The sequence below is a fragment of the Marinomonas sp. A3A genome, from assembly GCF_018336955.1.
GTDB classification, from domain to species: Bacteria; Pseudomonadota; Gammaproteobacteria; order Pseudomonadales; family Marinomonadaceae; genus Marinomonas; species Marinomonas lutimaris.
Genome location: NZ_CP025532.1, coordinates 2,508,996 through 2,531,284 on the forward strand (window position 1 = coordinate 2,508,996; position 22,289 = coordinate 2,531,284).

A 22,289-nucleotide genomic window follows, 5' to 3' on the forward strand; every position below is an offset into this window, starting at 1 on the left:
ACGCCTATTTTATTGATTGAAATGTGAATTTTCAGCTTTTTATGATTTTTTTACATATTTCTCTATGTGTTTGTTTTGAGCGTTTTTTTTGATGTTTTTATGTTTTATTTTCTGTCTTTTATACTTTTTATTGATGTTCTTTTTATTTTTCGCTCTTGCAACCCCATAAATATTTAATTACTACTGTATGAAGTTTTTCAAATTACACAGAGTTTTAAGGGAGGCGTTATGCAGAATTTATGGCAAGAGAATATTATCTTCGCAGAAAACTTGCGTAAGCAGTTACACGCTCATCCCGAGCTTAGTTGGCAAGAAAAAAACACTGCATCATTGGTTCGCAGCCAGCTCGATGCCTTGGATATTCCATGGCGCACTTGTGCCGATACAGGAACCATCGCATGGTTGAACAAAAACGCTAAAGGTAAAGCGATTGCTTTGCGTGGAGATATGGATGCCTTGCCAATTGACGAGCAAACAGGCAAGGAATGGCAATCGGTGAACCAAGGCTGCATGCACGCTTGTGGTCATGATGGACATACGGCCACTCTGCTAGCAACAGCACGTTGGTTAAAACAATTTGAAAAAGAGTTACCTCAGCCCGTGGTACTCATCTTTCAGCCAGCCGAAGAAGGTTTTCACGGTGCACGTGAAATGATCAAAGATAGCGCATTGGAAAATGTCGGAGAAATTTACGGCTGGCACAACTGGCCCGCTCTGCCTTATGGCACGATCGCTTGCCCTGACGGTATTGTGATGTGTGGCAATGGCACGTTTAGCATGGAATTCAAAGGTCGTGGCGGGCACGCCAGCCAACCAGAACTCTGCGCCGATCCTTTGTTAGCAGCCAGCGCGGTAAATGTGGCGTTACAGCAAATCGTCAGTCGACGTATTGCACCACAAGCCACAGCAGTGATCAGCGTAACGCAAATACATGGCGGAACCGCGCCTACGGTGATTCCAGAAACGGCGACATTAAGCGGCAGCATTCGTGTGCCTGACGAAGCAACTCGCCAACTAATTAATCAACATATTACCGAAGTCGCCACGCAAACTGCAGCGGCTTATGGCGTGGAATGCGTTATACAACACGACATGCGCTATCAGGCAACCATTAATCATAAAGCCCAAGCCACAAACGCTCGCGAGGTGTGGCAATCGCTTTATGGCGAACAAACACTTAATCACGGACAAGCCTTACCAATCATGGCGTCGGAAGATTTTAGCTACTATTTGCAAGCGATTCCCGGTGCGTTTGCCTTGATAGGCAGTGACGATGGCGCAGGTCACAACGTGGCTTGTCACAGTCCACATTACGATTTCAATGATCGATTGATTGCCGATGTCTGCCGTTGGTTTTGCCAGCTTGCAGGCCTTGCCAATCAATCACTACCAAAACGATAAAACCAAAAGCACAACCACAAAACAGCAAGTGAACAGAAGTTTCATAAGGAGACGACATGACTATTTTCGAACAACGAGAATCCAACATTCGAGCATACGCTCGCACGTACCCAACGGTTTTTGTTACGGCAAAAAACTCACGTCAGATCGATGAAAACGGTAAGGAATACATTGATTTCTTTGCTGGCGCTGGGGTGCTTAACTTTGGTCATAACAACCCACACATGAAAGAAGCAATGATCGATTACATGCAAAAAGATGGTGTGCTTCACAGTTTGGATATGCAAACCCAAGCCAAAGCCCAATTTATGCAAAAATTTACCGATGTCATTCTTACCCCTAGAAACATGCCTCATCGCATGCAATTCATGGGACCGACAGGCACCAACGCGGTAGAAGCGGCCATGAAGCTGGCGCGTAACGCCACAGGACGACACAACATTGTCGCCTTTAGCCAAGGCTTTCACGGCATGACGTTGGGCGCATTGGCAGCAACCGCCAACGAGTATTTCCGTCAAGCTTCCGGTGTGCCTTTGCTGCATGTCAGCCATGAATTATTCGACCAAGAGCACGACCAAGAGGCTTCACTTGCAGCATTAGATGCATTAGCAAGCCAATACCGAGATCCATCCAGTGGCATAAAACCACCAGCCGCATTCATGGTGGAAACCATCCAAGCGGAAGGTGGCGTGAATGTCGCAAGCAAAGAATGGATGCAAAAATTGGAAAAGCTCGCCAAAGAGTTTGGCTCAGTGCTAATTGTCGATGACATTCAAGTGGGCTGCGGGCGCACTGGCTCGTATTTCAGCTTTGATGACATGGGTATCAATCCAGACATCATCACTTTAGCCAAAGGCATTGGTGGCGCGGGTACGCCAATGGCAATGAATTTGGTACACCCTGATTTAGACAAACATTGGTCGCCAGGCGAACACACTGGCACCTTCCGTGGGCAAAACTTGTCGTTTGTCGCTGGTGAAGTCGCCTTGAGCTACTTTGACGATGACAAGCTGATGAACGAAGTTAAAGAAAAAGTCAAAACGGTACGCAATGCGTTAGAGCCACTGGTTAGCGAAAACAGCGCAAAAGAATTGCGTGGTAAAGGTCTAATCCTTGGTTTAGACATGGGCAGTGGCGAAGTGGCAGCGAAAGTCGTACAACGTTGTTTCCATAACGGCCTGATGCTGGGCGCTTGCGGCAGTGGTGGTCGAGTGTTGAAGATCATTCCACCATTAACCATTCCTGACGCAGATCTAATCGAAGGTTTGGATATTTTAAAAGATGCCGTACGTTTTGTAATGGAGGAAGCCGCATGATTGAACGCGATGATATGACATTTACTTTCGCTGAGTATCAGCGTCGCTTGGGTGAATTGCGCGCTCGCATTGCCGAGCGCCGCTTGGATGCGATTGTAATCACAGACCCAGAAAACATTACTTATTTAACCGATTACCAAACCACGGGTTATTCTTTCTTTCAAGCACTGGTGATCCCGCTCGAAAAAGAGCCTTTTATGATCACCCGAGCGTTGGAAGAATCTAATATATTTGCTCGCACATGGGTTGAACTAACTCGACCTTACCCTGATACAGGCGATGCGATTCAAATGCTCGTTGATGCGCTGCGGGAATTTGGTTTAGCTGACAAGCGTATTGGTTACGAACGCAATAGCTACTTCTTCCCAGCTTATCAGCAGGATTGTATTCACACGACATTGAAAAATGCCAAATTGATGGATTGCTTCGGCATCGTCGAAGAAGGCCGTATCTGCAAATCTCAAGAAGAAATCATGATAATGCGCCGTGCTGCATTGGCGACGGAAGCTGGCATGAAAGCAGGCATCGAGATTTGTCGTCCCGGTATTACAGAAAATGAAATTGGTGCAGAAATCGCCGCGGCGATGTTCCGAGCTGGTGGTGAAACGCCTGCCGTCATGCCTTACGTCACCTCTGGCCCACGAACCATGATTGGTCACGCCACTTTTGAAGGCCGCACGGTGCAGCCAAACGAGCATGTCTTTTTAGAAGTGGGCGGTTGTTATCGTCGTTATCACACAGCCATGATGCGCACTGTGATTCTTAGCGAATTATCGGATGCCATGTATCAATCTCAAGAAATCATGAAGCGCGCGCTCAATGAAATTCATCGAGTGGTACAGCCTGGAATGACAGTGTCGGACGTGGATAACATGGTACGAAACATCATTATGGACAACCAAGTCGGTGCAAGCTTGATTACGCGCTCTGGCTACTCTATCGGCATCGCCTTCCCACCAAGCTGGGATGAAGGCTACATCATCAGCTTGAAACAAGGTAATTCTGCGGTGTTAAAACCGGGTATGACCTTCCACATGATTCCATGGATGTGGGGTATTGAAGGCGATAAAACCTGTGGTATTTCAGACACTATCGAGATCACCGAAGACGGTTGTCGCTCTTTCTTTAGCATGGATCGCGACTTCACAGTGAAATCCGGCGTAGCAGTGCCTCAGGAAAGAAGAGCAATCGAGCTGCCCAGCAGCGTATCTGTTAAAGAGCCCAGCACCTTGCCTGCTAAAGAGGAAGCGAAGAAAACCAAATCGAACACCAAGCAAGCCGAAAAAGCGGCCAGCTAATTGGAGGTGACCATGTTAACAGCAGCCAAATTAGAAACAGCAACGCTTGAAAGCATTAACCCGACGACTGGGCAAGCTTTACCTTCTTATGAAGCTTTAACGCTAGACGAAGCTCGCTCCGCCATCGATAAGGTGGCAGCAGGCTTTTCCGGATGGAAAGCCACAAGCTATCCAAAACGAGCGGCTATATTAAAAGCCGTTGCCGCTTCGATGCGAGAAAACAAACACGAGCTGGCCGATTTAATGGCTCTGGAGATGGGCAAACCAGTTAAAGAAGGCGTTGCCGAGGTTGAGAAAAGCGCCTGGTGCGCAGAATATTACGCTGACAATGGCGAAGCGTTTCTGACACCTGAAACCTTAGAATCGGACGCAAGCCACAGCTATGTGCAATACCCTCCTCTTGGTACGGTTTTGGGTATCTTGCCTTGGAACGCGCCGGTTTGGTTGGCATTGCGTTTTCTGGCGCCAGCCTTAATGGCGGGCAATACTTGCGTGCTAAAAGCCGATCCGAATGTGCCGGCCACGGCAAACAAATTGGTCGAATGTTTTTATCAAGCTGGCGTACCAAAAAATGCGGTTGCTAACTTAACGGTAACAAACGCGGTAGCGAGTAAAATGATCGACCATCCGCAAGTAAAAGCCGTCTCTTTTACCGGTTCAAGTAAAGCGGGACAATTCATTGCCTCGCAAGCCGCAGCGGGATTAAAACCAGCCGTGTTAGAACTTGGCGGTTCTGATCCTTGTATTCTGATGGCCGATGCGGATTTGGAAAAAGCCCTCGATATTATTACCCTATCGCGCATGGTCAATGCGGGGCAATCATGCATCTCAGTGAAGCGTTTGTTTGTCGAAAAATCAATTTACAACGAAGTCTGTGAAGCACTGCGAGAACGCTTTAGCAAACTGAAGTGTGGCGACCCAAGAGACGAAAGCAATAATTTAGGGCCATTGGCGAGAGAAGACTTACGAGATCAACTGCATCGCCAAGTATCAGAAAGCATCGCAGCTGGTGCTCGATGTTTAACAGGCGGAGACTTACCCTCTCGTTCGGGGTTCTTCTATCCGCCGACGTTATTGGTTGATGTAAAGCCTGGCATGACAGTGTTTGAAGAAGAGACTTTTGGACCAGTGTTAAGCGTGACGCCAATTGATACGATTGATCAAGCGCTGGAGTTGGCAAACGACACCGAATACGGCTTAGGCGCCAGCATTTGGACCAGTAACCAAGTGGCCATAGACCGAGCCATTGAGACACTGGAATCAGGACAAATTGCCGTCAATGGCATCGTCAAAAGTGACCCAAGGTTGCCATCAGGCGGGATTGGTAAATCCGGTTATGGACGTGAGCTTGGCCCACAAGGCATACGGGAGTTTGTTAACGTACAACAAATTTGGATTGCTTAGAACTATATTGCTATTATGTTAAAACTCATCAAAAGAGCCTCCCTTGAGGCTTTTTTTGTCTGTGAATAAACCCTAAAAAGTAGCAAGAGTAATGAGCATGGAACCGCTGCCATATTTGAAAACCATCGAACTTAAAAGAGATTTAATCGACTCTTTTGAGGTTTACCCTTTCTCTATCCCTGCAGTAAAGGAACTGGATTTTATTGAATTCGATAAAGCTGTGACTATTTTTGTTGGGGAAAACGGCAGTGGTAAATCCACCTTGCTCGAAGCCATTGCGGTCAGACTGGGCTTCAACGCAGAAGGCGGCACCAAAAACTTCAACTTCGGTACGCGCAGTACTCATTCGGATCTACATAGCTACCTTCGCCTTTCGAAATCCTTTAAACGCTACCGAGACGGTTTTTTTCTTCGAGCAGAAAGTTTCTATAACGTTGCTACCAATATTGATGAATTAGATGAAGCCCCCTCGTCTGGACCATTTATTATAGATAGCTATGGCGGAAAGTCGCTGCACCATCAATCCCATGGTGAATCTTTTCTAGCTCTTATGTTGAAGCGTTTTGGTGGAAATGGGCTTTATCTCCTTGACGAGCCAGAAGCCGCGCTTTCACCAACAAGGCAACTTGCCGTATTAAGTCGAATGCACCAACTGATAAACCAACAATCTCAATTCATCATCGCAACACATTCACCCATTCTGATGGCGTATCCAGGAGCAAAAATTTACCAGATCGATAAAACAGGCATTTACCCAGTAAAATACGAAGACACCGAACATTACGGAGTTACCAGAGCCTTCTTGAACAACCCTGAGCCAATGTTGAAAGAACTGTTTTCATAGGAAGGAGACAGCATGACTTTGCATGTAAATGTATTTGACCATGTTATCGAAAAGTTGATTAAGTGAACTGTATTAAACCAAATAGCCCCTTATTGCCTATGAACAACGAGCAATAAGAGGCTATGGAAGTGCCAGACAAAAAAGTCTTTTTGGAATGTTACAGTGTTGCGGTAAATACTTTAGAGAAGCTGGTTTTTTCTTGGATATCGATATTTAGGCGCAATCTACGAGAAATATCACTGGCTGAGAAAATACCGCGGATTTTGTGATTTTCACGATCAAGAACAAGACAGTGACGTTCGCCGTTATTTTTAAGCGCGGTGATCACATCCGAAATGGTGGCTTTAGAAATGTCCTGCCAATCCAATGCTTTTAGGTTCTTTTTAGCTGTCATAAGTTCAGCGACAACGATTTCAGCTCGCTCTAAACCTTCCGATACTTTTTGAACGATTTTGCGCTCGATAATATCGTCAGAGCTAACAACACCAATAAAATGCTTATTTTCGTCAATGACAAATTTTAAGCGCACATGCTCTTTTTGCATAAGCTCTTTGACGTTTAAGACTGATGATGTGGATTCAACGACCAGAGGTTTGTTGTTTTGAAAATCAGTAAAAAAAAGTAATGCAGGAGAGTCTATTGTAAGGTCGTAGTTTTCTTCAGGCCAAGCCAATTCATCTATTTCTGTCGTAGGGTAAAAATCAAGTGTTTTCATAAAGGCACTCCGTAGCGCTGTCTTGTCGTAAATCTAATATGGAAGGTGTCTATCCATAATCATAACTAATCATTTTGTATAGCGTAATAGATTGCTACTAAAAATAACAATTTCAAGTCTAGGGAACAAGGCCACAAGCGGTTCTGTGTTGTTTTTCACAGATGCCAAAACACCTTAATAATCAAAACTGATAGATAAAAATATTCGAACTCTAATGTCTGCCAGTGCTAAAGTGGCTAACAATTTAAATCGCTATGCCAAAGATGACGGGGAAATATGAACGCAGTCAGCCAACAGTACAAAATGAAAGGAATGCTTGTTACCAATCACGAATTAGAAGTTCCGTTGGATTGGCGTACCTTTAACAACAGCCCAACCATTTCCCTATTTGCTCGCGAGGTGGTGGATATAAACCGCGCCGATGAAGAGCTACCTTTATTGTTATTTTTACAAGGTGGCCCCGGTGGCAAATCCCCTCGCCCAATGCCAGGTTCCCCACCATGGATGGCGGAGGCGTTGAAAACCCATCGGGTTATTCTGATAGATCAACGTGGCACTGGCCGCAGCAGCCGAATTGATACCAATTTGATTAGTAAGCTGTCTGCTGAGGAAGGTCGTGATTATCTACTTAAATTCCGTGCCGACAGTATTGTCGCCGACTGCGAACACTTACGTAAGACGATATATGGCGGTCGTTTATTTGAGACATTAGGACAAAGCTATGGCGGCTTTATCACTTTAACTTATTTATCCCAAGCGCCAGAAGGTCTGGCGGCATGTTATGTAACGGGCGGATTGGCTGGGCTTGAAGAATCAGCAAAAGAGGTATATCAGCTAACTTATCAGCGCGTGATCGAGAAGAACCAAGACTATTACGCTCGTTATCCAGAAGACGCGAACGTCATAGCGAAGATCGCACAATGCCTAACAAACGAGAAAGTGATTTTACCTGATGGCGACCAGCTCACTTTAGAACGATTCCAAAGCATCGGCATTCTTTTGGGGATGGGGCCAGGTATTGATCAGGTACATTGGTTAGTGGATGAAGCCTTTGCTGGCAGTGACAAAACTCGGCTTAGCGGTGTGTTCTTAGAGCAAGTCATGAACATAACCAGTTATCACGAAGGACCACTTTTTGCAGCGATTCATGAAAGCATTTATGGCCGACCTAATGAAAGCACTAGCTGGACAGCACAACAGCTGCGAGATCAGTTTAGTGAATTTGACGCGCCACACTCGCCTTTGATGCTAACAGGAGAAATGATTTACCCGTGGATGTTTGATCAAATTTCTTCGCTGCGCCCTTTTGCTGAGGCTGCGAATGCCCTAGCAACTTACAAGGACTACGCACCACTTTATGACCTTGAAAAACTTGCCAAAAACAAAGTACCCGTTGTCGCGGCGGTGTATCACAACGACATGTACGTACCCCGTGAGCTGTCTCTAAAAACAGCGAGCCAAGTTTCCAACACGCAAGTTTGGGTCACCAATAGCTACGAACACGACGGCGTTCGTCAGTCGCCAGAAGTGTTCAGCAAGTTGCGTGAATTGCTGTTAGATCAAGGCGGCCCGTTAAAAAGCTCAAACTAAGACAATCACAATGTTATGCAATTTTTCCGCATTGTTTAGGCGACAAACCGCTAAGATCCTTGCATCGAACATAAATTGATAAGGAATTTTTATGAGTCATCCATTGAACCTAACCGTTAAAAATATCCAAGGCGAAAGCGTTGATCTATCGACCTACCAAGGCAAAACCGTTTTGGTGGTTAACGTTGCGTCTAAATGTGGGCTAACACCACAATACGAAGGCCTTGAAGCCTTGTACAAAAAATACCACGAACAAGGTTTAGAGATCCTAGGCTTCCCTGCAAACGATTTTGCAGGTCAAGAGCCAGGCAGCGATGAAGAAATTCAACAGTTTTGCAGCCTTACCTACGACGTTACTTTCCCAATGTTCAGCAAAATTGCGGTCACTGGCGAAGACAAACATCCTTTATACAAAGGTTTGATCGAAGCAGCACCAGTTACGCCAAATCGCGACGCCATGGTAACTATGTTGGCAGGCCATAAAATCGAAGCGACAAAAGCACCAGAAGTGGTTTGGAACTTTGAGAAGTTTTTGATCACCAAAGATGGCAAGGTTGAGCGCTTCTCGCCAGATGTGACACCAAAAGACGACGCACTTGTTGCATCAATTGAAGCCGATCTATAAGTCTTTCAGACTAAACAGATCTATAAACAAAACGAGCTACTATGAAAATAGTAGCTCGTTTTGTTTTTTTTATAAGCTTTTATCTAAGAGTTTCTAAGCAGTCTAAGCGATTTCATACGACTCCACTTTTGGCTATTCAGTTTTTTGTAGATCCACAAACACCCAATATCGAAACCAAAATAAAACACACTAATACCACTCGGCGGATTACTACTCGCAATGAAAGGCACTTTACCGAACCATGTATCTGGCCAAACCCAGCACTGGTAATAGGTCCCCAGCAATTCCAAATACACCACCATGAAAAACATGATAAGAAAAAACAGCTCATTGCCCGTTTTCTTTCTTAGCAACAGCACAATCACCAACATACAAAGGAAGCCAAACACATCCTGGTCGAACAGCAGCCAAAGGCTCGAATAGGCGATCATTGCCCAATACAAAATCGAAATAATACGCGCCTTATTACGCTGGATAATTTTTTCTTTTTGGATATAAAACACAGCGGCATAAATAAGACTGTGCCCAAGAGGTACATACAACGGAACATTTTCTAGGCGATATTCGTACATTCCCAAAAGAAGGGAAAACACCACCTCACCAAGCAACGCCAACGCAATGCCATACAACATCAGCTTTTTGATTCTTGCCGTGACACGAGAATAAACCCAGACAAAACAGATCAAGACCAAGAAATTAGTGATCCATTGATTAAACGGAATGTGCTCCGCCAATGCTTTGCTATCGAGGAAAAGCCCCAGCCACAACACAAGGAAAACAGGCAGATAAATAGCGATAAATTGCAGTTTTGATTTCATGCTGGAATCATAGCAAACTTGATGATGGGCACCATCAAAAATACACGCCCTAGCGTAATAACCTGCTTTTCATAAAACGCTTTGGCGTAATACCGGCGATTAACTGACATTCACGTGTCATGTGGGCTTGATCAGAAAAACCGTATTCGACAGCGATTTCAGCCAGTTTGACATGATTTTCTTCCATTTTTAAAGCCAACAAAACCGATCGAACTCTTCTCAAGCGTTGGAAGTATTTTGGGGACATACTTAAACGAGCTTGAAACTGACGCTCTATTTGCCGCTGACTAAGAGGAAGCACGTCTAACAAATCAACTCGGGAAGATTGTTGTAATAATTCTACGGCTTTCACTACTGGGTCATGATCATATGCCGATCCTGAAGTAACGTGATCGAAAGCCTTATCCAATAAATTAATACGTTCTTCTACACTTAAAATACTTTTTAACTGAACCAATAAACATTGGATAAATTCAGACGATTGCCATGAGCCAATATTGCCTTCCAGCGCAGCTAACTCCGCCTGCAACAAGCCCCCCATTCCGGGCTGAAAACGTACACCAACTAAATTGGCACCAGTAGGCAAATGAATAATATGCGCCTGCCGATTAGTTGATTGAAATATCACTGGTTCATTCCAAACTTCTTGATCAACCCGTATCGGCTCTCCAAGATTGAACAATATGCCACTACCTGCATCAGCAACCAATCGACGGGTAACGCCCTTTTGATCCATTGGGATTTGCGCCGACCAAATAGCCTGCACCCACAGAGAAAGTGGCCCTTGCGGAAAGTGAATATCAAACAACAAGGACGACAACAGATTAACCCTCTTACTTACTGGTGAGCGAAAGTGCTTTATTCAGCGTAAACTACCAACCTCAGGCTTAAAGACTTTTACAATTCGATTCCAACTCGAAATAGCATTTATTGCAATGGTTAAATAAGTTAGTCCAGATTCACCGAAATTAGCCAACATTTCTTCATAATAAGCATCATCAACAGAATATCCAGAGACAAGATGTTCCGCAAAACCCAAAGCTAGACGCTCTTGCTCAGAAAATAAAGGTGAGTCTTTCCAAGCATTCAATGCAATCATTCGTTCGTACGTCTCACCCATTTCAAATGCTTGCGTACTGTGCATATCCAAACAAAAAGCACATTGGTTTACTTGTGAGACACGAAGCTTCACTAGCTCCCAAATAGTTTTACTTAAGTTTGGTATCTCTGCGAATTGTTTACCTATGATTTCTTCTTGCTTGAACAAAAGCTCTAACGCTTGTGGTGCTGCGGCAAAATAATTGATGCGTTTTAACATAGTGAGTTCTCCAAAGAATAAATTTGAAGCCCAATCCTAGCGATAGGTGATCAGCATTAATTGAAGAAATTCGACATTTTGAAGGGAAATATAAAACACACCAAATTAATGTAGAAATGTCAATTCAGTGTGTTTTGCTTTATTTTTCTATAGCTCTCTATTACCAATAATTTAACGATAGTAGAGCGACAGTTTACTGACTACTGAACAAACTGCTCAGCCCAAAATGCTACAGGTGAAGCAATGAGAATCGTTAAAGCCACACGCTGATACCAAACCATCAACATTTGTTTAATATTCAATGGGATCTCGGTCGACAAGATACAAGGAATCGATGCAGAGAAGAAAAGTATGGATGAAATAGACACCACACCCACCACGAACTTCACAACAAATACGCTTTTCGCTGCGATTAGCGCTGGCAAGAACATTTCAGCCAAGCCCGTTGCAGACGCCGTCGCTACCATCATTGGATCTGGCAATTGGGCGATCCATGCGAATGGGTAAAACAAGTAACCAATCCATTCAAATACTGGCGTGTACTTCGCCAATAACAAGCCACACAAACCAACCGACATAATAGAAGGCAAAATGCTCATTGCCATTAACATGCCTTCTTTGATGTTTTGCAGGATATTACGACCAATGGGCGCGGCATTTTTCGCCACATCCAACCCTTCCAATGCCGCTTGTTTGAAGCGCGAATGCTCGAACTTTTCGACTTCACGACTTTCTGCCGTGTCGTCCATTTTGCTAAGCGGAAAAATGCGTACTGTGATTGCTGTCACCACAAAAGTGATCAATAAAGTGGCCCAGAAAAAGACGTTCCAAACATCCATCAAGCCCAGTGTTTTCGCCACAATCACCATAAAGGTTGCCGAGACGGTAGAAAAACCAGTCGCAATAATTGCCGCTTCTTTCGCGGAATATTGACCAGACTTATAAACACGATTGGTAATCAACAAGCCAATAGAATAACTACCTACAAAGGACGCAACCGCATCAATCGCTGATTTCCCCGGTGTTTTAAACAAAGGCTTCATAATGGGTTGTAAAAGCACACCAGCGAACTCAAGCAAGCCGTAGCCAATCAGAAACGCAAGAAATACTGCACCGATAGGTACGATCAAACCAACCGGCACGACCAACTTGCTAAATAAGAACGGCAACATGTCTTTTTCGAACAAGAAGGCAGGTCCAACGGAGAAAAACGCCATTACAGCCGTCACTACGCCCAAGACTTTGAAAATAGACAAGACAGTTTGAGTTTTACTGGCACGCCAGTTACCCGAGATAAAAGGATAAGCACCACCAGCCAACACCACTAAAATAGCGTAAACCTCAGCCATTTGACCGTAATCATTACGGAGCCAAGACACAATATGATCAAGCGGGATGGTTTCTTTCCCACCGATATTGATCGGAATGAAAAAGACAAAAAGACCAATGCAGCTATAGGCAATGAGTTTAAGAAGAGACAGTGGAGACACCACTCCTGACTTTGGATCTGTAGCATTCATATGAAGACTTCCTATGAGAAGGTTATTAATCATAAGCTAAAAAGCAACATACATACCAACATGTATATACATATTAAAATGACGTGAATTTGCTCTTCTTTCTTACGATTAAAGTGAATTTGTTTTTATTTTTAAGGCATCAACCATAGGAATATCGCACAAAATAGGCGCGATATAAAGCATTACGCGCCATTTTGATTCATAAATAATGTAGAGAAAAACAGAAACAATAAGTGCTTTATAACATACAGATTAGCCAAGTTGTCTATACATAATCATTTTGACATCCGTGCTGATCAATAAGCTCATCATATTTTTTTAGTAAGTTTTCGGCTTGGTAATGACTAACGCCTGGTGCTTTCACATCATCCCTAACAACACGCAGAATCAAGTCCACTGCTCGCTCGGCTTCGCTTTGAATATCCTTCAAATCGCTATGATAAAGATACAGCTTTTCGTTTAGGTGATTGCCAAACAGCTCTGGATAAACCTGTCGGTCTGGCAGCACTGGCACACAACCCAGCGCGACCGCTTCTAGCACAGCAAGGCCTTGGAATTCATGCAATGCGGTAGAAAGCACAATGTCTGATGACGCAAGAAAACCTAGATAATCCGCCCGACTTGGTGCAAAGCCAAACTGTGTGATTCGATGAGCAAACTTGGCTTGAATCTGATCAAATTCTTTTGGAATAGAACGAAACTGTTCGCCAAGAATGGCAATTTCATAGTCTAGCTTGCGGCGCTCTAGTTCTTCTAGCATAGCCAGTAATCGATCAGGCCCTTTGTCAAATTCCCAACGCGCCGACCACACCAATTTAATTCGTTCAGGGAGTTTTTCATCTCCCTTCTCTTCTGGCGCTAAACTCGTCTCCACTAAAGACTCGATTGAAGTAGGCATATCCAGAGGAACAGCAAGCACTTGGGCGTTGGTTTCTGTGTCATTTAACCAATCTGGCGAGACGTAATCAGGCAGTTTCTTTAACAAGGCTCGCGCCCCACCAAAGAAAGAGTCTTTATTGAATGCGCTATTAAACACGCACTGGTCAGCAGCCAAGGCGCTGTACAAGGTGACCATCTGCATTTCCACCAAGCCTTGCTGTTTATCACTGGCAGGATAAGCAAATTGATTTTCATGAAAATACAGCAGCCAAGGAATGCTCTGTAAGTTTGGGCAAAAGGCTTTTAAACCAACACAGTCCGTCATCGAGGTGGCGATAACCAAATCGTACTCTTGCTCTATCTGAGGTTTAAATTGTGGGTCAAACGCAAAGCTCATGGCGTTACCACGAATCCGCCAAGCAAAATGTCGAGCAGGTAAAGACAAATAGTGCCATTCATGCTGATCTAAACCATTCATCAAAGTATTTGCCCAGGCTTTATGGCTGCTGGCTTCGTAGGCGCTGATCAATAAAATTCGCACGATTTCTTTCTACTCGTTGGTTAAATTTGGTTTTTTATCTATTTAAGAGCTTTTATGTCTATTTGAAAGCTTTGCAGCTGGCTCATCCCAGTTGGGTCGAATATCATGTAGGAAAATGACAAATCGCTTTAAGGATTACCATGATCATTCAACGTCACGATCAAGATATTAACACGCCAACCGGCACCATGCGCTGCACTGTTTATCGCCCTCAAACCGAAGGTCGCTTTCCGTGTATCTTTTTTTATTCTGAAATTTTCCAACAAACGGCACCGATTGCTCGCTCTGCCGCCATTATGGCTGGTCATGGTTTTGTGGTAATTGTGCCAGAAGTGTTTCATGAGCTTAACCCAATCGGCACGGTCTTGGGCTATGACGATGAAGGCAAGGACAAAGGCAACGCTGACAAATTCACTAAAACATTAGAAGCTCACGACAGCGACACGGTGGCCATGCTGGAATACTTCGAGCAGCAAGATTACTGTACGGGGCAATTTGGCAGTATGGGCGTTTGTTTGGGTGGTCATTTGGCGTATCGCGCGGCGCTAAATCCTCGTATCCAAGCGGCTTTTTGCTTGTACGCAACGGACATTCATTCAAATACCATTCCTTGCGATGAAGGTAACGACTCTTTCACTCGCACAAAAGAAATTCAAGGCGAAATCACTATGGTGTGGGGTAAACAAGACCCGCATGTTTCTACGGAAGGACGCCAGAAGATTTACCAGCAATTGATCGATACTGACCGCCTGTTCACTTGGCATGAATTCAACGGCCAGCATGCATTTATGCGCGACGAAGGCGATCGTTACGATCCTGCCCTCGCCTTAGAGTGTTACAACAAAGCCGTTGCGCTGTTCCAACGCACTTTGCATAAAGCATAACACCACATCAATACGCGCATAGTGGATGAAGGTGAGCTTATTGCTCACCTCGCCACATTGGTGTCATGGCACATTCGCCTAGCTCACCAGAAATCCACATTTCGCTATCCTGAATAGTTACATTCAATTGCATAGAACGAGTACAGATCTTCGCTAACGCTTCAACTTGAGCTTCTGGAAAGCGCAATACTCGCATGTTATCAAAGCGGCTGTTCTTGCCTTTGTTTTGCTCCCACCAAATATCGGACTTATCGTTGTAATTCACTACAACGACGTTTTGAGCGCGACCGCAGGCTTTACGTAACCGTTTCTCGTCTGGCTGTCCTAGCTCTACCCAAAGCAAAATTTCGTCTGAGTAATTCTTCTGCCAAAGATCGGGCTCGTCTTCAGTACTAATGCCTTTGCTGAAACTTAATTGCTCGCCGCCTTCTTTCTCATCAGCCAATAAAGCAAACGCCGCTAAACGCACCATCATGCGCTCTTCGGTTTCAGAAGGGTGTAATGCCAAGGTCAATTCATAACTTTGGTAATGGTTTCGATCCATATCAGATACTTGAACCGATGCTTTATAAATTGTTGCTTTCGTCGCCATGAGGTCACTTACTACATTTGTTAACTATAAAAGAGGACAGGAAAATCGCGACGAATTGTACAGCAAAACACACCCACAATATCGCTACATGCAGACTGTTTTTTTGACATTAAGAAAGTATTTATGCAACTTAAAAAAAGAAAAGTAATTTCAATATAAGTGATTGACATAAGTCACGAAATAAGGCCCAATTAAGAAGCTCAAACGAGCAATTTTTACACTATGCATTACGCAATCAATAAAACCCAAAGTTAAGGAGAAGCAAAATGACTACCTATACGCTAAATCATTCTACTTCCTCCATGGCTACTCGCTGCAATAATCGAGTACGCAAAACTTTGTCTACGCGTTCAATGCCTGTGTAATACACCATTGACCGCGGAATTTACGCGGTCACCTCTGTAAGAAATCACCCCGTAAGTTCCGCCAAAACACACTATTAAATGTTATATTTTGGAGAAAACTTATGAGTATCATTGCCCTATTCAACGCCGCTAAAGAATACTTCGAAGCTCGTCGCACCAATCAAGCTTTTCGTCAGCTTGATGACCATTACTTAAAAGATATTGGCTTCTACCGCGACAATGGACAAATTCGTCCTTTGGCTGGCAACAACGATTTAGAAAGTGATCTGAAAGGAAAAGCTCAAATACCACCAGGAGAACAACCGAGCGACGGATGACCAGATTGTCACCTCAGAAGACTCTGAGGTGACGGTAAAACACTAGGCCGGATGGCCACGACGCCTTTCATTATTAGGTAATGGAAGGCGTTTTTTATTGGCTCAGATAAAAAAGTAAAATGGAGACGATTAGCCACGCTCTAACTGACGAACTACGCTGGTAACCACACCAAATACTTCTAAACTAGATGCATCTTTTTTAATAACAGGCGTTACTGTCGCTGCGTAGGCTTTATTCTTGGGACGAAGCAAAACATCAGGCTTTAATTCCAATGTCATTACCGCCATCTTTCCATGTTCAAATGCAATAACAATGTCCCCATGACGCGCCGTTAACGATCGATCAACTACCAGCACATCGCCCGAGTGAATATCTTCTCTTTCCATCGGCTCACCTTGAGCACGAACAAAAAAAGTCGCCGCAGGATTAGGAATGCACAAGGCATTCAGATCCAAAGAATTGTCTTTAGGCTGCTGACTAAGATCAGAAAGCTGTACTGACTCAGAATAAAGTGGAATTCGAACACTGTTTGCTGCAATAAAAGCCGCAGACTCAGAGGTACCAAGATAAGAAACGCGCATAAATAAACATCCAAACTGTATATTCGTACAGTATGTTTTAAAGCACGCAAATAAACTAGCGAATTTTTGTAAAGACGAGAGATTAACCACCTCTGCCAAACATAAAGCTAGAGCTCATGATCTTTAAGCAAATCGCTTTCACTGACCTCCCCCTCCGTCGCCAAAGAGATACGCCGTATGTATTTTGCTGGCGAACGTTTATGGATATGTAACCAGTTCCAAACGTGAGCTTGCTTAACCCCTAATATTTGCGCGAGTGCAGTTTGGCTTCCTACAATTTCGACTGCTTTTGCAATGGCTGACATATAACCTCCTTAACAACCTTTGCTGTATTTGATTACAGTTTTTATTGTTTGTCAAATACAGATAAAGTTGTAATTATTCACTTATGACTATTGCAGAACGCGTTAAACAAAAAAGAACCGACCTAAGACTGACTCAAGCAGAGTTAGCCAAACGTATTGGCATCTCCCAACAATCGTTGCAAAAGATTGAAGACGGCCGGACACAAAATCCGCGCAAGCTACTCAATTTAGCCAAAGCGTTGCAATGCGATGCAGAATGGTTACTTTTAGGAGCGGCAAGCGAAGTTAGAGAAAATACTTCCAGCTACACCAATAGCAGCAGCACTTCACAACCCTTAGAAACCCATCTAAGACCTGTCATTACAACACCACAAGCTGCTCAATGGCCGAATACTGAATTAGACAAAGAAAAATTTGACTGGATAGAAACACCAGCATCTACGTCGAAATCAGCATTTTGGCTAAATGTCGTGGGAGATAGCATGATGTCGCCTTCTGGCTTAAGCGTTCCCGAAGGTTACCTAATTCTTGTTGAACCTAGCTTAACGGCCAAGAGCGGTGATTTGATCATCGCAAAAGTAGTAGACAGTAAAGATGTAACATTTAAAAAATTGGTCATCGACGCTGGGCGAACTTACCTAACTCCACTCAACCCAAACTATAGACCCATTGAAGTTCCCAGCGATTTAGCAATCATAGGCGTTGTCACTCAAGCCCGAATTTTATTTTGAACTATTTACAACTTCTCTTCTTCATACTACCGTAACACTTGACCTATTAGACAATAAAAAACACCCTAAGCTGTTGACAGGCTAACAATATAAGTTGTATTTTAAAAGTGTCGACAACAACCAAAGGATAGGAATTATGCTAGTCATTACTCGACACCCCGGTGAAACAATTAATATCGGCGATGATACGGAAGTCACGGTATTAGGAGTGCAAGGCACTCAAGTTCGCATCGGCATTAAAGCCCCGCAAAAAATAAGCGTTCATCGAGAAGAAATTTACAAACGTATTCAAGCTGAAAAATTACAGGAAACTCAAAGCGAGCAGACCAAAGAAACGGCACCTGCGTAGCCCTTCTTGACGGCGAAATTTGAATAGCGATTTAATAGATAAAAGCGGCAGATGTAAAAGAACCCTAATGCTTGAGAAAATATTAGGGCTCCTTTCATTACTGACACGCTAACAATTATTTAAACGAGAACATTATCGACATCATACGTACCACCAAACAACTCGAATATTTTACCATTCAAATTATCCTTGCTTAGGATAAATAAAACCGATTTAGCAACATCCGCTCGCGGAATCGCCATCTCTTCTCGACTATTCGGCCGTTTAATGGTGATTTTTCCTTGGCCTTTATCATTCGTTAATGGGCCAGGACGGACAATAGTAAAAGGCACACCTGACGCCATCAAATATTGATCTGCCATATGTTTAGCAACCAAATAAGGCTTGATATCTGACTCTATTGCCTCAGGATCATCCGCGCCAATGCTGCTCAGCATAATAAACTGCTTAATATTGGTTTTTTGTACATAGTCGACGGCTTTTTTAGCAGCCCACAAATCAATCAGCAAGGTTTTATCCGCACCTGTTGAACCACCAGAACCAGCCACAAAAATCACATTATCAATACCATCAAATGCATGACTAAAATCTTCTTCAAGATCAGCCTCGACTATCTCCAGCTCACTGTCTTTAAATTCATCCAGCTTACTTTTATCTCGCACCAGAGCACGAGCAACTTCTTTTGACTCAACAAGTGTCTTCGTTATCAACTGACCAATTTGACCACTTGCACCTATAACGAGAGTTTTACTCATAACCTGCCTCCTTCTACGTTTCAAGGAACGAGACGCGAATATTAAAACGCCACGGCCTTTTAAAGTCTTACTTACTACTATAAGGGTATGACGCCAAGATAAAACCCCAAACGACAAGCTTGCATATTTACTGGATATTAGGTGTTTGTTTGAGGAAAAATGAAATTGGGAAGAGAAACACTGACACAAATGCATACTCATTTCTTAAACTGAAAATTGGCTTGCAACAAGATATTACATTCCAAAACCACCTGAGAACACTGACAGCCACTTCTCACCGATCTAGAATGTATTTTTTCCCTTGCTGATATTTCAGCGACACCTGAAGCCAATCAGCACGACGTAGCAGAGCGTTTAGAAGCGCTACAAGATGAGTTAAGAAGAGCCTTACAAACAAATCAGTGATCACGCATTCACTCAGAAAATCATTATTTGGTTAACATTTGATCACGTTATAAGTTTGACGATCTTGTCAAACTTAGCTATAAATACGGCTGTAATATTATTTTACATTTTTAGGTGAAACCATGAATACCGTAGCAGAGTATAAGCCATCCACTCCGATGTCTTTATCTCGTCATAACAAGGCTAAACAAGCTAGCAAAGATGCTAAAGAAATGAAGCATTATGATATTGCTGGGCTTGAAAAAGTCTCACGCGAAGGTCTTGAAGCTGCCATGAAAGACAAAACAACGTCTGGCTGGGTTCGTGTTATCTAATAAATGTCCTCTCAAATACAAGTCAGTGTTAGCTCTTTCCTTACTGATCACCCAGATATAAGCGACTTAGCCAAAGACTTTGCCCTGTATAAAGAAACAGGTATTCCTCCCCTGCATTTTGGTAGAGACGGTGACAATAACCGCCCCACGATTTGCAAAGAAGAGAATGTCTGGCATATACATCTAGCCCACCTACCGATTCACTTCACTAAATGGCCAAAAATCCGTAATCAGCAAGCGCGTACAAGCGACAAGTGTCTTATCTATTGCCCTGGCTATTTCAATGAAAATCACTATCTACTGATTGCTATTCTTGATCCGCCAGCCCACGAAAAACAAGAAGACATGCCTTTGATGGAACAGATTGGCCGCGAAGCCGAAGCCTTTAGAAGAGAAATCTAATCCTATACATACCGCCGATAATGCGATCAAAAGGGCGTAACTCCCCTTTTCCGTCCTCATATTCAACCAGCTCAAAATTGAGCGCGTTAAATAATCAAATAAAGAATGACAATGACCGCCCCCTCAAAAATGAGGAGGCGGTCATTCAAGCACTTAAAAACGATTTATCAATTAAAAGTCTGTGAAGTTGCGTTGGGCGTAGTCTTTCATGCGGGTGATGTTGTCGTTTACCCAGTCTGGTGTGCGTAGTTGGGCGATTTGGGTTTGGTACATGCGGATGGCATGAACCATGTCTACGATCTCTTTTGAAGGGATAACCACAGGGTCACTTTCCAGTTTCATGGCTTTCACTACATCGTTGAGGACTTGGTACTTTTCTGTTTCTTGGAATCTGGTTTCGAGGGTTGCCGTGTTGGGCGTGGTGGCGGGAAGGTGTTTTTGCTCGTGTAGTTGTTTGAAGTAGATGAAGGTTAGTTGCCAATTTCATCTACTTCAAACCCTGAAAACCATACTTATTTTTTAAGCTTGGCTTTTTCTTGTGCAGCAAATTGTCTAGCTTTTGTAAAGGCATCTTGTGGCGAGACCTCTCCAGACAATGGCTTTTTCTGTTTTTCATCTTCGGATAATGGCTTACTATTATTTATCGTTTTCATCATCTTCTCCACGAATTATCTTATCCATATCACCGGATACTAAATCAGATGGTTCATCCTTTGATATCTCCTGATATTTTTTAAATTCCTTTTTTGCATTTTCTTTAATCTCTTCGAGCGTCCATCCTGAACGGTCTCGTTTTTCCCTTCTCGCCTTGTCTATATCATTACATTCATAAGCCATTACAGGATCTCCCTACATAAATAATCACCACCTGATACATATCTATAACCAAACTTCTCGTAGTAGGATATAACCTCGTTATTAACAGGATGCATGATTCTTATTTGTTTTGCATTGAGCAAACGTGCATAGATACCATAAGCAACCAAAACGGAATCAAAAATACTTGGGCGATCACCAAGATCTGACGGAGCTGCTTCGACTACATCCAGCCTTAGTGCAGTCCCTTGGTAAGTTGGCCTTCCCATAGATAAGCCAATGAGATTACTTTTATCCCAAAGTGCAATTTCAAATCGCTTTGGATAACGGAAACGAAAACTATTATACCCTTCAATCCAATCCCAATCTTTTACTCTGGTTCTCGACTTTGTCCAAAACCTGAAAGCATCTAACGCCTGGTCATCTATTTCAGATAACATCATTGATTCTTTACCGCTACCTTGGACTATTTCTGTAGCAGCCGCTAATGCTTCTTTTCGGATTATCGAATATCTTCTTTCTGCATCTAAATGTGTAGCTAACACTTTCACCTCCTTGATAATTATTCCTATAGCGCATAAACCCCAAACATTACAAAATAATAGTCAGTAATCGAGCTCATACATTCATCACATGAATATCATTTGTGATAAAAGCCATATTGCTCATTGATACTAAAACGTTTTTAACGCCCTAACCAGTACAAAAAGTGTAAAAAAAGACGAAAGCCCATCAGTGGGCTTTTTTGTGCTTGTTGCTTGTAATTGGACATTGGCCAGTCGTCTAGGAAGGTGCGGTTGACGTATTCTTTGATGTGGTCGATGTTGTCGTTTACCCAGTCGGGTGTGCGGAGCTGGGCGATTTGGGTTTGGCACATGCGGACGGCTTGGATTAGGTCGACGAGTTCTTTAGAGGGGGTGACGACGGGGTTGCTTTCCAGTTTCATGGAGGTAACGATGTTATTGATGAGTTACACTTACCTTGGAGGGAATAGCTCTCGGCTTCCAGCGCGACTGTATCGGCAGGAAGGCGTTTTTGCTCGTTGAGTTGTTTTTCCATTTGATTGAAGGCGTTGATGTAGGCTTCTTTGAACTGGGCGGCTTTGGTGCCGGTGAAGCGATACGCTCGATCTTGGCGAGTTGCGCCTTTGCCTACTTCCACATCAATTATTATCAGCTCAAAATTGAGCACTTTAAATTCAGC

The 22,289-nt window shown here is 43.5% G+C and carries 29 protein-coding genes; 13 read left to right on the forward strand and 16 right to left on the reverse strand.

Features of this window, described 5'->3' with window-relative positions; all coding sequences use genetic code 11:
* Positions 1-228 precede the first annotated feature (228 nt).
* The 5 genes from doeB2 to CYL31_RS11750 all read left to right on the forward strand — a co-directional run bounded on the left by doeB2 (position 229) and on the right by CYL31_RS11750 (position 6,263).
* A complete protein-coding gene (doeB2, locus tag CYL31_RS11730; protein ID WP_212915425.1) occupies positions 229-1,401 on the forward strand; it encodes a N(2)-acetyl-L-2,4-diaminobutanoate deacetylase DoeB2 in 1,173 nt (390 codons plus the stop codon).
* 56 nt (positions 1,402-1,457) lie between these two features.
* Positions 1,458-2,717 (forward strand): aspartate aminotransferase family protein, encoded by a 1,260-nt coding sequence (locus tag CYL31_RS11735; RefSeq protein WP_212915426.1) that lies wholly within the window; start codon positions 1,458-1,460, stop codon positions 2,715-2,717.
* Positions 2,714-4,015, forward strand: a complete 1,302-nt coding sequence (gene doeA, locus CYL31_RS11740) for an ectoine hydrolase (RefSeq protein ID WP_212915427.1) — start codon at positions 2,714-2,716, stop codon at positions 4,013-4,015. The genes CYL31_RS11735 and doeA overlap by 4 nt, the downstream gene beginning before the upstream one ends.
* A gap of 12 nt (positions 4,016-4,027) precedes the next feature.
* Positions 4,028-5,419, forward strand: a complete 1,392-nt coding sequence (locus CYL31_RS11745) for an NAD-dependent succinate-semialdehyde dehydrogenase (RefSeq protein WP_212915428.1) — start codon at positions 4,028-4,030, stop codon at positions 5,417-5,419.
* A 97-nt stretch (positions 5,420-5,516) separates the two neighbouring features.
* Positions 5,517-6,263, forward strand: coding sequence for an AAA family ATPase (locus tag CYL31_RS11750; protein ID WP_249411564.1), 747 nt, complete (start codon positions 5,517-5,519; stop codon positions 6,261-6,263).
* A gap of 157 nt (positions 6,264-6,420) precedes the next feature.
* Here the strand turns inward: CYL31_RS11750 and CYL31_RS11755 are convergent, their stop codons facing one another.
* Positions 6,421-6,978, reverse strand: a complete 558-nt coding sequence (locus CYL31_RS11755) for a CBS domain-containing protein (RefSeq protein ID WP_212915430.1) — start codon at positions 6,976-6,978, stop codon at positions 6,421-6,423.
* A 276-nt stretch (positions 6,979-7,254) separates the two neighbouring features.
* Between CYL31_RS11755 and CYL31_RS11760 the strand changes: the two genes are divergently transcribed.
* The gene (locus CYL31_RS11760; RefSeq protein WP_212915431.1) at positions 7,255-8,568 is read left to right on the forward strand and encodes an alpha/beta fold hydrolase; all 1,314 of its coding nucleotides are present in this window, start codon (positions 7,255-7,257) and stop codon (positions 8,566-8,568) included.
* Positions 8,569-8,659: 91 nt separating this feature from the next.
* Positions 8,660-9,193 (forward strand): glutathione peroxidase, encoded by a 534-nt coding sequence (locus CYL31_RS11765; RefSeq protein ID WP_249411565.1) that lies wholly within the window; start codon positions 8,660-8,662, stop codon positions 9,191-9,193.
* A gap of 83 nt (positions 9,194-9,276) precedes the next feature.
* Here CYL31_RS11765 and CYL31_RS11770 read toward each other — a convergent pair whose 3' ends face one another.
* The 5 genes from CYL31_RS11770 to CYL31_RS11790 all read right to left on the reverse strand — a co-directional run bounded on the left by CYL31_RS11770 (position 9,277) and on the right by CYL31_RS11790 (position 14,269).
* A complete protein-coding gene (locus tag CYL31_RS11770) occupies positions 9,277-10,011 on the reverse strand; it encodes a hypothetical protein (RefSeq protein WP_212915432.1) in 735 nt (244 codons plus the stop codon).
* A gap of 49 nt (positions 10,012-10,060) precedes the next feature.
* On the reverse strand, positions 10,061-10,831 hold the full coding sequence (locus tag CYL31_RS11775) for a helix-turn-helix domain-containing protein (RefSeq protein ID WP_212915433.1): 771 nt from the start codon (positions 10,829-10,831) through the stop codon (positions 10,061-10,063).
* 42 nt (positions 10,832-10,873) lie between these two features.
* Entirely contained in the window at positions 10,874-11,329 is a 456-nt protein-coding gene (locus CYL31_RS11780; protein WP_114413368.1) for a carboxymuconolactone decarboxylase family protein, read from the reverse strand.
* 200 nt (positions 11,330-11,529) lie between these two features.
* Positions 11,530-12,849 carry a YjiH family protein gene (locus CYL31_RS11785; RefSeq protein ID WP_212915434.1) on the reverse strand — a complete coding sequence of 440 codons (1,320 nt, stop codon included), beginning with the start codon at positions 12,847-12,849 and terminating at the stop codon, positions 11,530-11,532.
* Between the two features lie 265 nt (positions 12,850-13,114).
* The gene (locus CYL31_RS11790) at positions 13,115-14,269 is read right to left on the reverse strand and encodes a tRNA-queuosine alpha-mannosyltransferase domain-containing protein (RefSeq protein ID WP_212915435.1); all 1,155 of its coding nucleotides are present in this window, start codon (positions 14,267-14,269) and stop codon (positions 13,115-13,117) included.
* A gap of 140 nt (positions 14,270-14,409) precedes the next feature.
* Between CYL31_RS11790 and CYL31_RS11795 the strand changes: the two genes are divergently transcribed.
* Positions 14,410-15,153, forward strand: a complete 744-nt coding sequence (locus CYL31_RS11795) for a dienelactone hydrolase family protein (RefSeq protein ID WP_212915436.1) — start codon at positions 14,410-14,412, stop codon at positions 15,151-15,153.
* Positions 15,154-15,190: 37 nt separating this feature from the next.
* Here the strand turns inward: CYL31_RS11795 and CYL31_RS11800 are convergent, their stop codons facing one another.
* Entirely contained in the window at positions 15,191-15,745 is a 555-nt protein-coding gene (locus CYL31_RS11800) for a YaeQ family protein (protein WP_212915437.1), read from the reverse strand.
* A gap of 466 nt (positions 15,746-16,211) precedes the next feature.
* Between CYL31_RS11800 and CYL31_RS11805 the strand changes: the two genes are divergently transcribed.
* The gene (locus tag CYL31_RS11805) at positions 16,212-16,427 is read left to right on the forward strand and encodes a DUF1127 domain-containing protein (RefSeq protein WP_212915438.1); all 216 of its coding nucleotides are present in this window, start codon (positions 16,212-16,214) and stop codon (positions 16,425-16,427) included.
* A 129-nt stretch (positions 16,428-16,556) separates the two neighbouring features.
* Here CYL31_RS11805 and CYL31_RS11810 read toward each other — a convergent pair whose 3' ends face one another.
* Positions 16,557-17,009, reverse strand: coding sequence for a S24 family peptidase (locus CYL31_RS11810; RefSeq protein ID WP_212915439.1), 453 nt, complete (start codon positions 17,007-17,009; stop codon positions 16,557-16,559).
* A 107-nt stretch (positions 17,010-17,116) separates the two neighbouring features.
* Positions 17,117-17,314: a helix-turn-helix domain-containing protein gene (locus CYL31_RS11815; RefSeq protein ID WP_212915440.1), complete on the reverse strand. Its 198-nt coding sequence runs from the start codon at positions 17,312-17,314 to the stop codon at positions 17,117-17,119.
* Between the two features lie 83 nt (positions 17,315-17,397).
* On the opposite strand from CYL31_RS11815, the gene CYL31_RS11820 reads away from it, so the two are divergent.
* Together CYL31_RS11820 and csrA are read left to right on the forward strand one after the other, a co-directional pair.
* Positions 17,398-18,045: a LexA family protein gene (locus CYL31_RS11820; protein WP_212915441.1), complete on the forward strand. Its 648-nt coding sequence runs from the start codon at positions 17,398-17,400 to the stop codon at positions 18,043-18,045.
* Positions 18,046-18,181: 136 nt separating this feature from the next.
* Positions 18,182-18,394, forward strand: a complete 213-nt coding sequence (csrA, locus tag CYL31_RS11825) for a carbon storage regulator CsrA (protein ID WP_212915442.1) — start codon at positions 18,182-18,184, stop codon at positions 18,392-18,394.
* A gap of 119 nt (positions 18,395-18,513) precedes the next feature.
* On the opposite strand, the gene CYL31_RS11830 is transcribed toward csrA, so the two are convergent.
* Entirely contained in the window at positions 18,514-19,149 is a 636-nt protein-coding gene (locus tag CYL31_RS11830; RefSeq protein ID WP_212915443.1) for an SDR family oxidoreductase, read from the reverse strand.
* A 527-nt stretch (positions 19,150-19,676) separates the two neighbouring features.
* Here CYL31_RS11830 and CYL31_RS11835 point away from each other — a divergent pair.
* On the forward strand, positions 19,677-19,868 hold the full coding sequence (locus tag CYL31_RS11835) for a hypothetical protein (protein ID WP_212915444.1): 192 nt from the start codon (positions 19,677-19,679) through the stop codon (positions 19,866-19,868).
* Positions 19,869-19,871: 3 nt separating this feature from the next.
* Positions 19,872-20,270 carry a type II toxin-antitoxin system YafO family toxin gene (locus tag CYL31_RS11840; RefSeq protein WP_212915445.1) on the forward strand — a complete coding sequence of 133 codons (399 nt, stop codon included), beginning with the start codon at positions 19,872-19,874 and terminating at the stop codon, positions 20,268-20,270.
* 171 nt (positions 20,271-20,441) lie between these two features.
* On the opposite strand, the gene CYL31_RS11845 is transcribed toward CYL31_RS11840, so the two are convergent.
* The 6 genes from CYL31_RS11845 to CYL31_RS11870 all read right to left on the reverse strand — a co-directional run bounded on the left by CYL31_RS11845 (position 20,442) and on the right by CYL31_RS11870 (position 22,277).
* Positions 20,442-20,612 (reverse strand): hypothetical protein, encoded by a 171-nt coding sequence (locus tag CYL31_RS11845; RefSeq protein ID WP_212915446.1) that lies wholly within the window; start codon positions 20,610-20,612, stop codon positions 20,442-20,444.
* A gap of 170 nt (positions 20,613-20,782) precedes the next feature.
* A complete protein-coding gene (locus CYL31_RS11850) occupies positions 20,783-20,923 on the reverse strand; it encodes a hypothetical protein (RefSeq protein ID WP_212915447.1) in 141 nt (46 codons plus the stop codon).
* Positions 20,907-21,107, reverse strand: coding sequence for a hypothetical protein (locus CYL31_RS11855; RefSeq protein WP_212915448.1), 201 nt, complete (start codon positions 21,105-21,107; stop codon positions 20,907-20,909). Before CYL31_RS11855 ends, CYL31_RS11850 begins: the two co-directional genes overlap by 17 nt.
* The gene (locus CYL31_RS11860) at positions 21,107-21,631 is read right to left on the reverse strand and encodes a hypothetical protein (protein WP_212915449.1); all 525 of its coding nucleotides are present in this window, start codon (positions 21,629-21,631) and stop codon (positions 21,107-21,109) included. The genes CYL31_RS11855 and CYL31_RS11860 overlap by 1 nt, the downstream gene beginning before the upstream one ends.
* A gap of 140 nt (positions 21,632-21,771) precedes the next feature.
* The gene (locus tag CYL31_RS11865; RefSeq protein WP_212915450.1) at positions 21,772-21,963 is read right to left on the reverse strand and encodes a hypothetical protein; all 192 of its coding nucleotides are present in this window, start codon (positions 21,961-21,963) and stop codon (positions 21,772-21,774) included.
* A gap of 65 nt (positions 21,964-22,028) precedes the next feature.
* Positions 22,029-22,277, reverse strand: a complete 249-nt coding sequence (locus CYL31_RS11870) for a hypothetical protein (protein WP_212915451.1) — start codon at positions 22,275-22,277, stop codon at positions 22,029-22,031.
* Between the last annotated feature and the right edge of the window lie 12 nt (positions 22,278-22,289).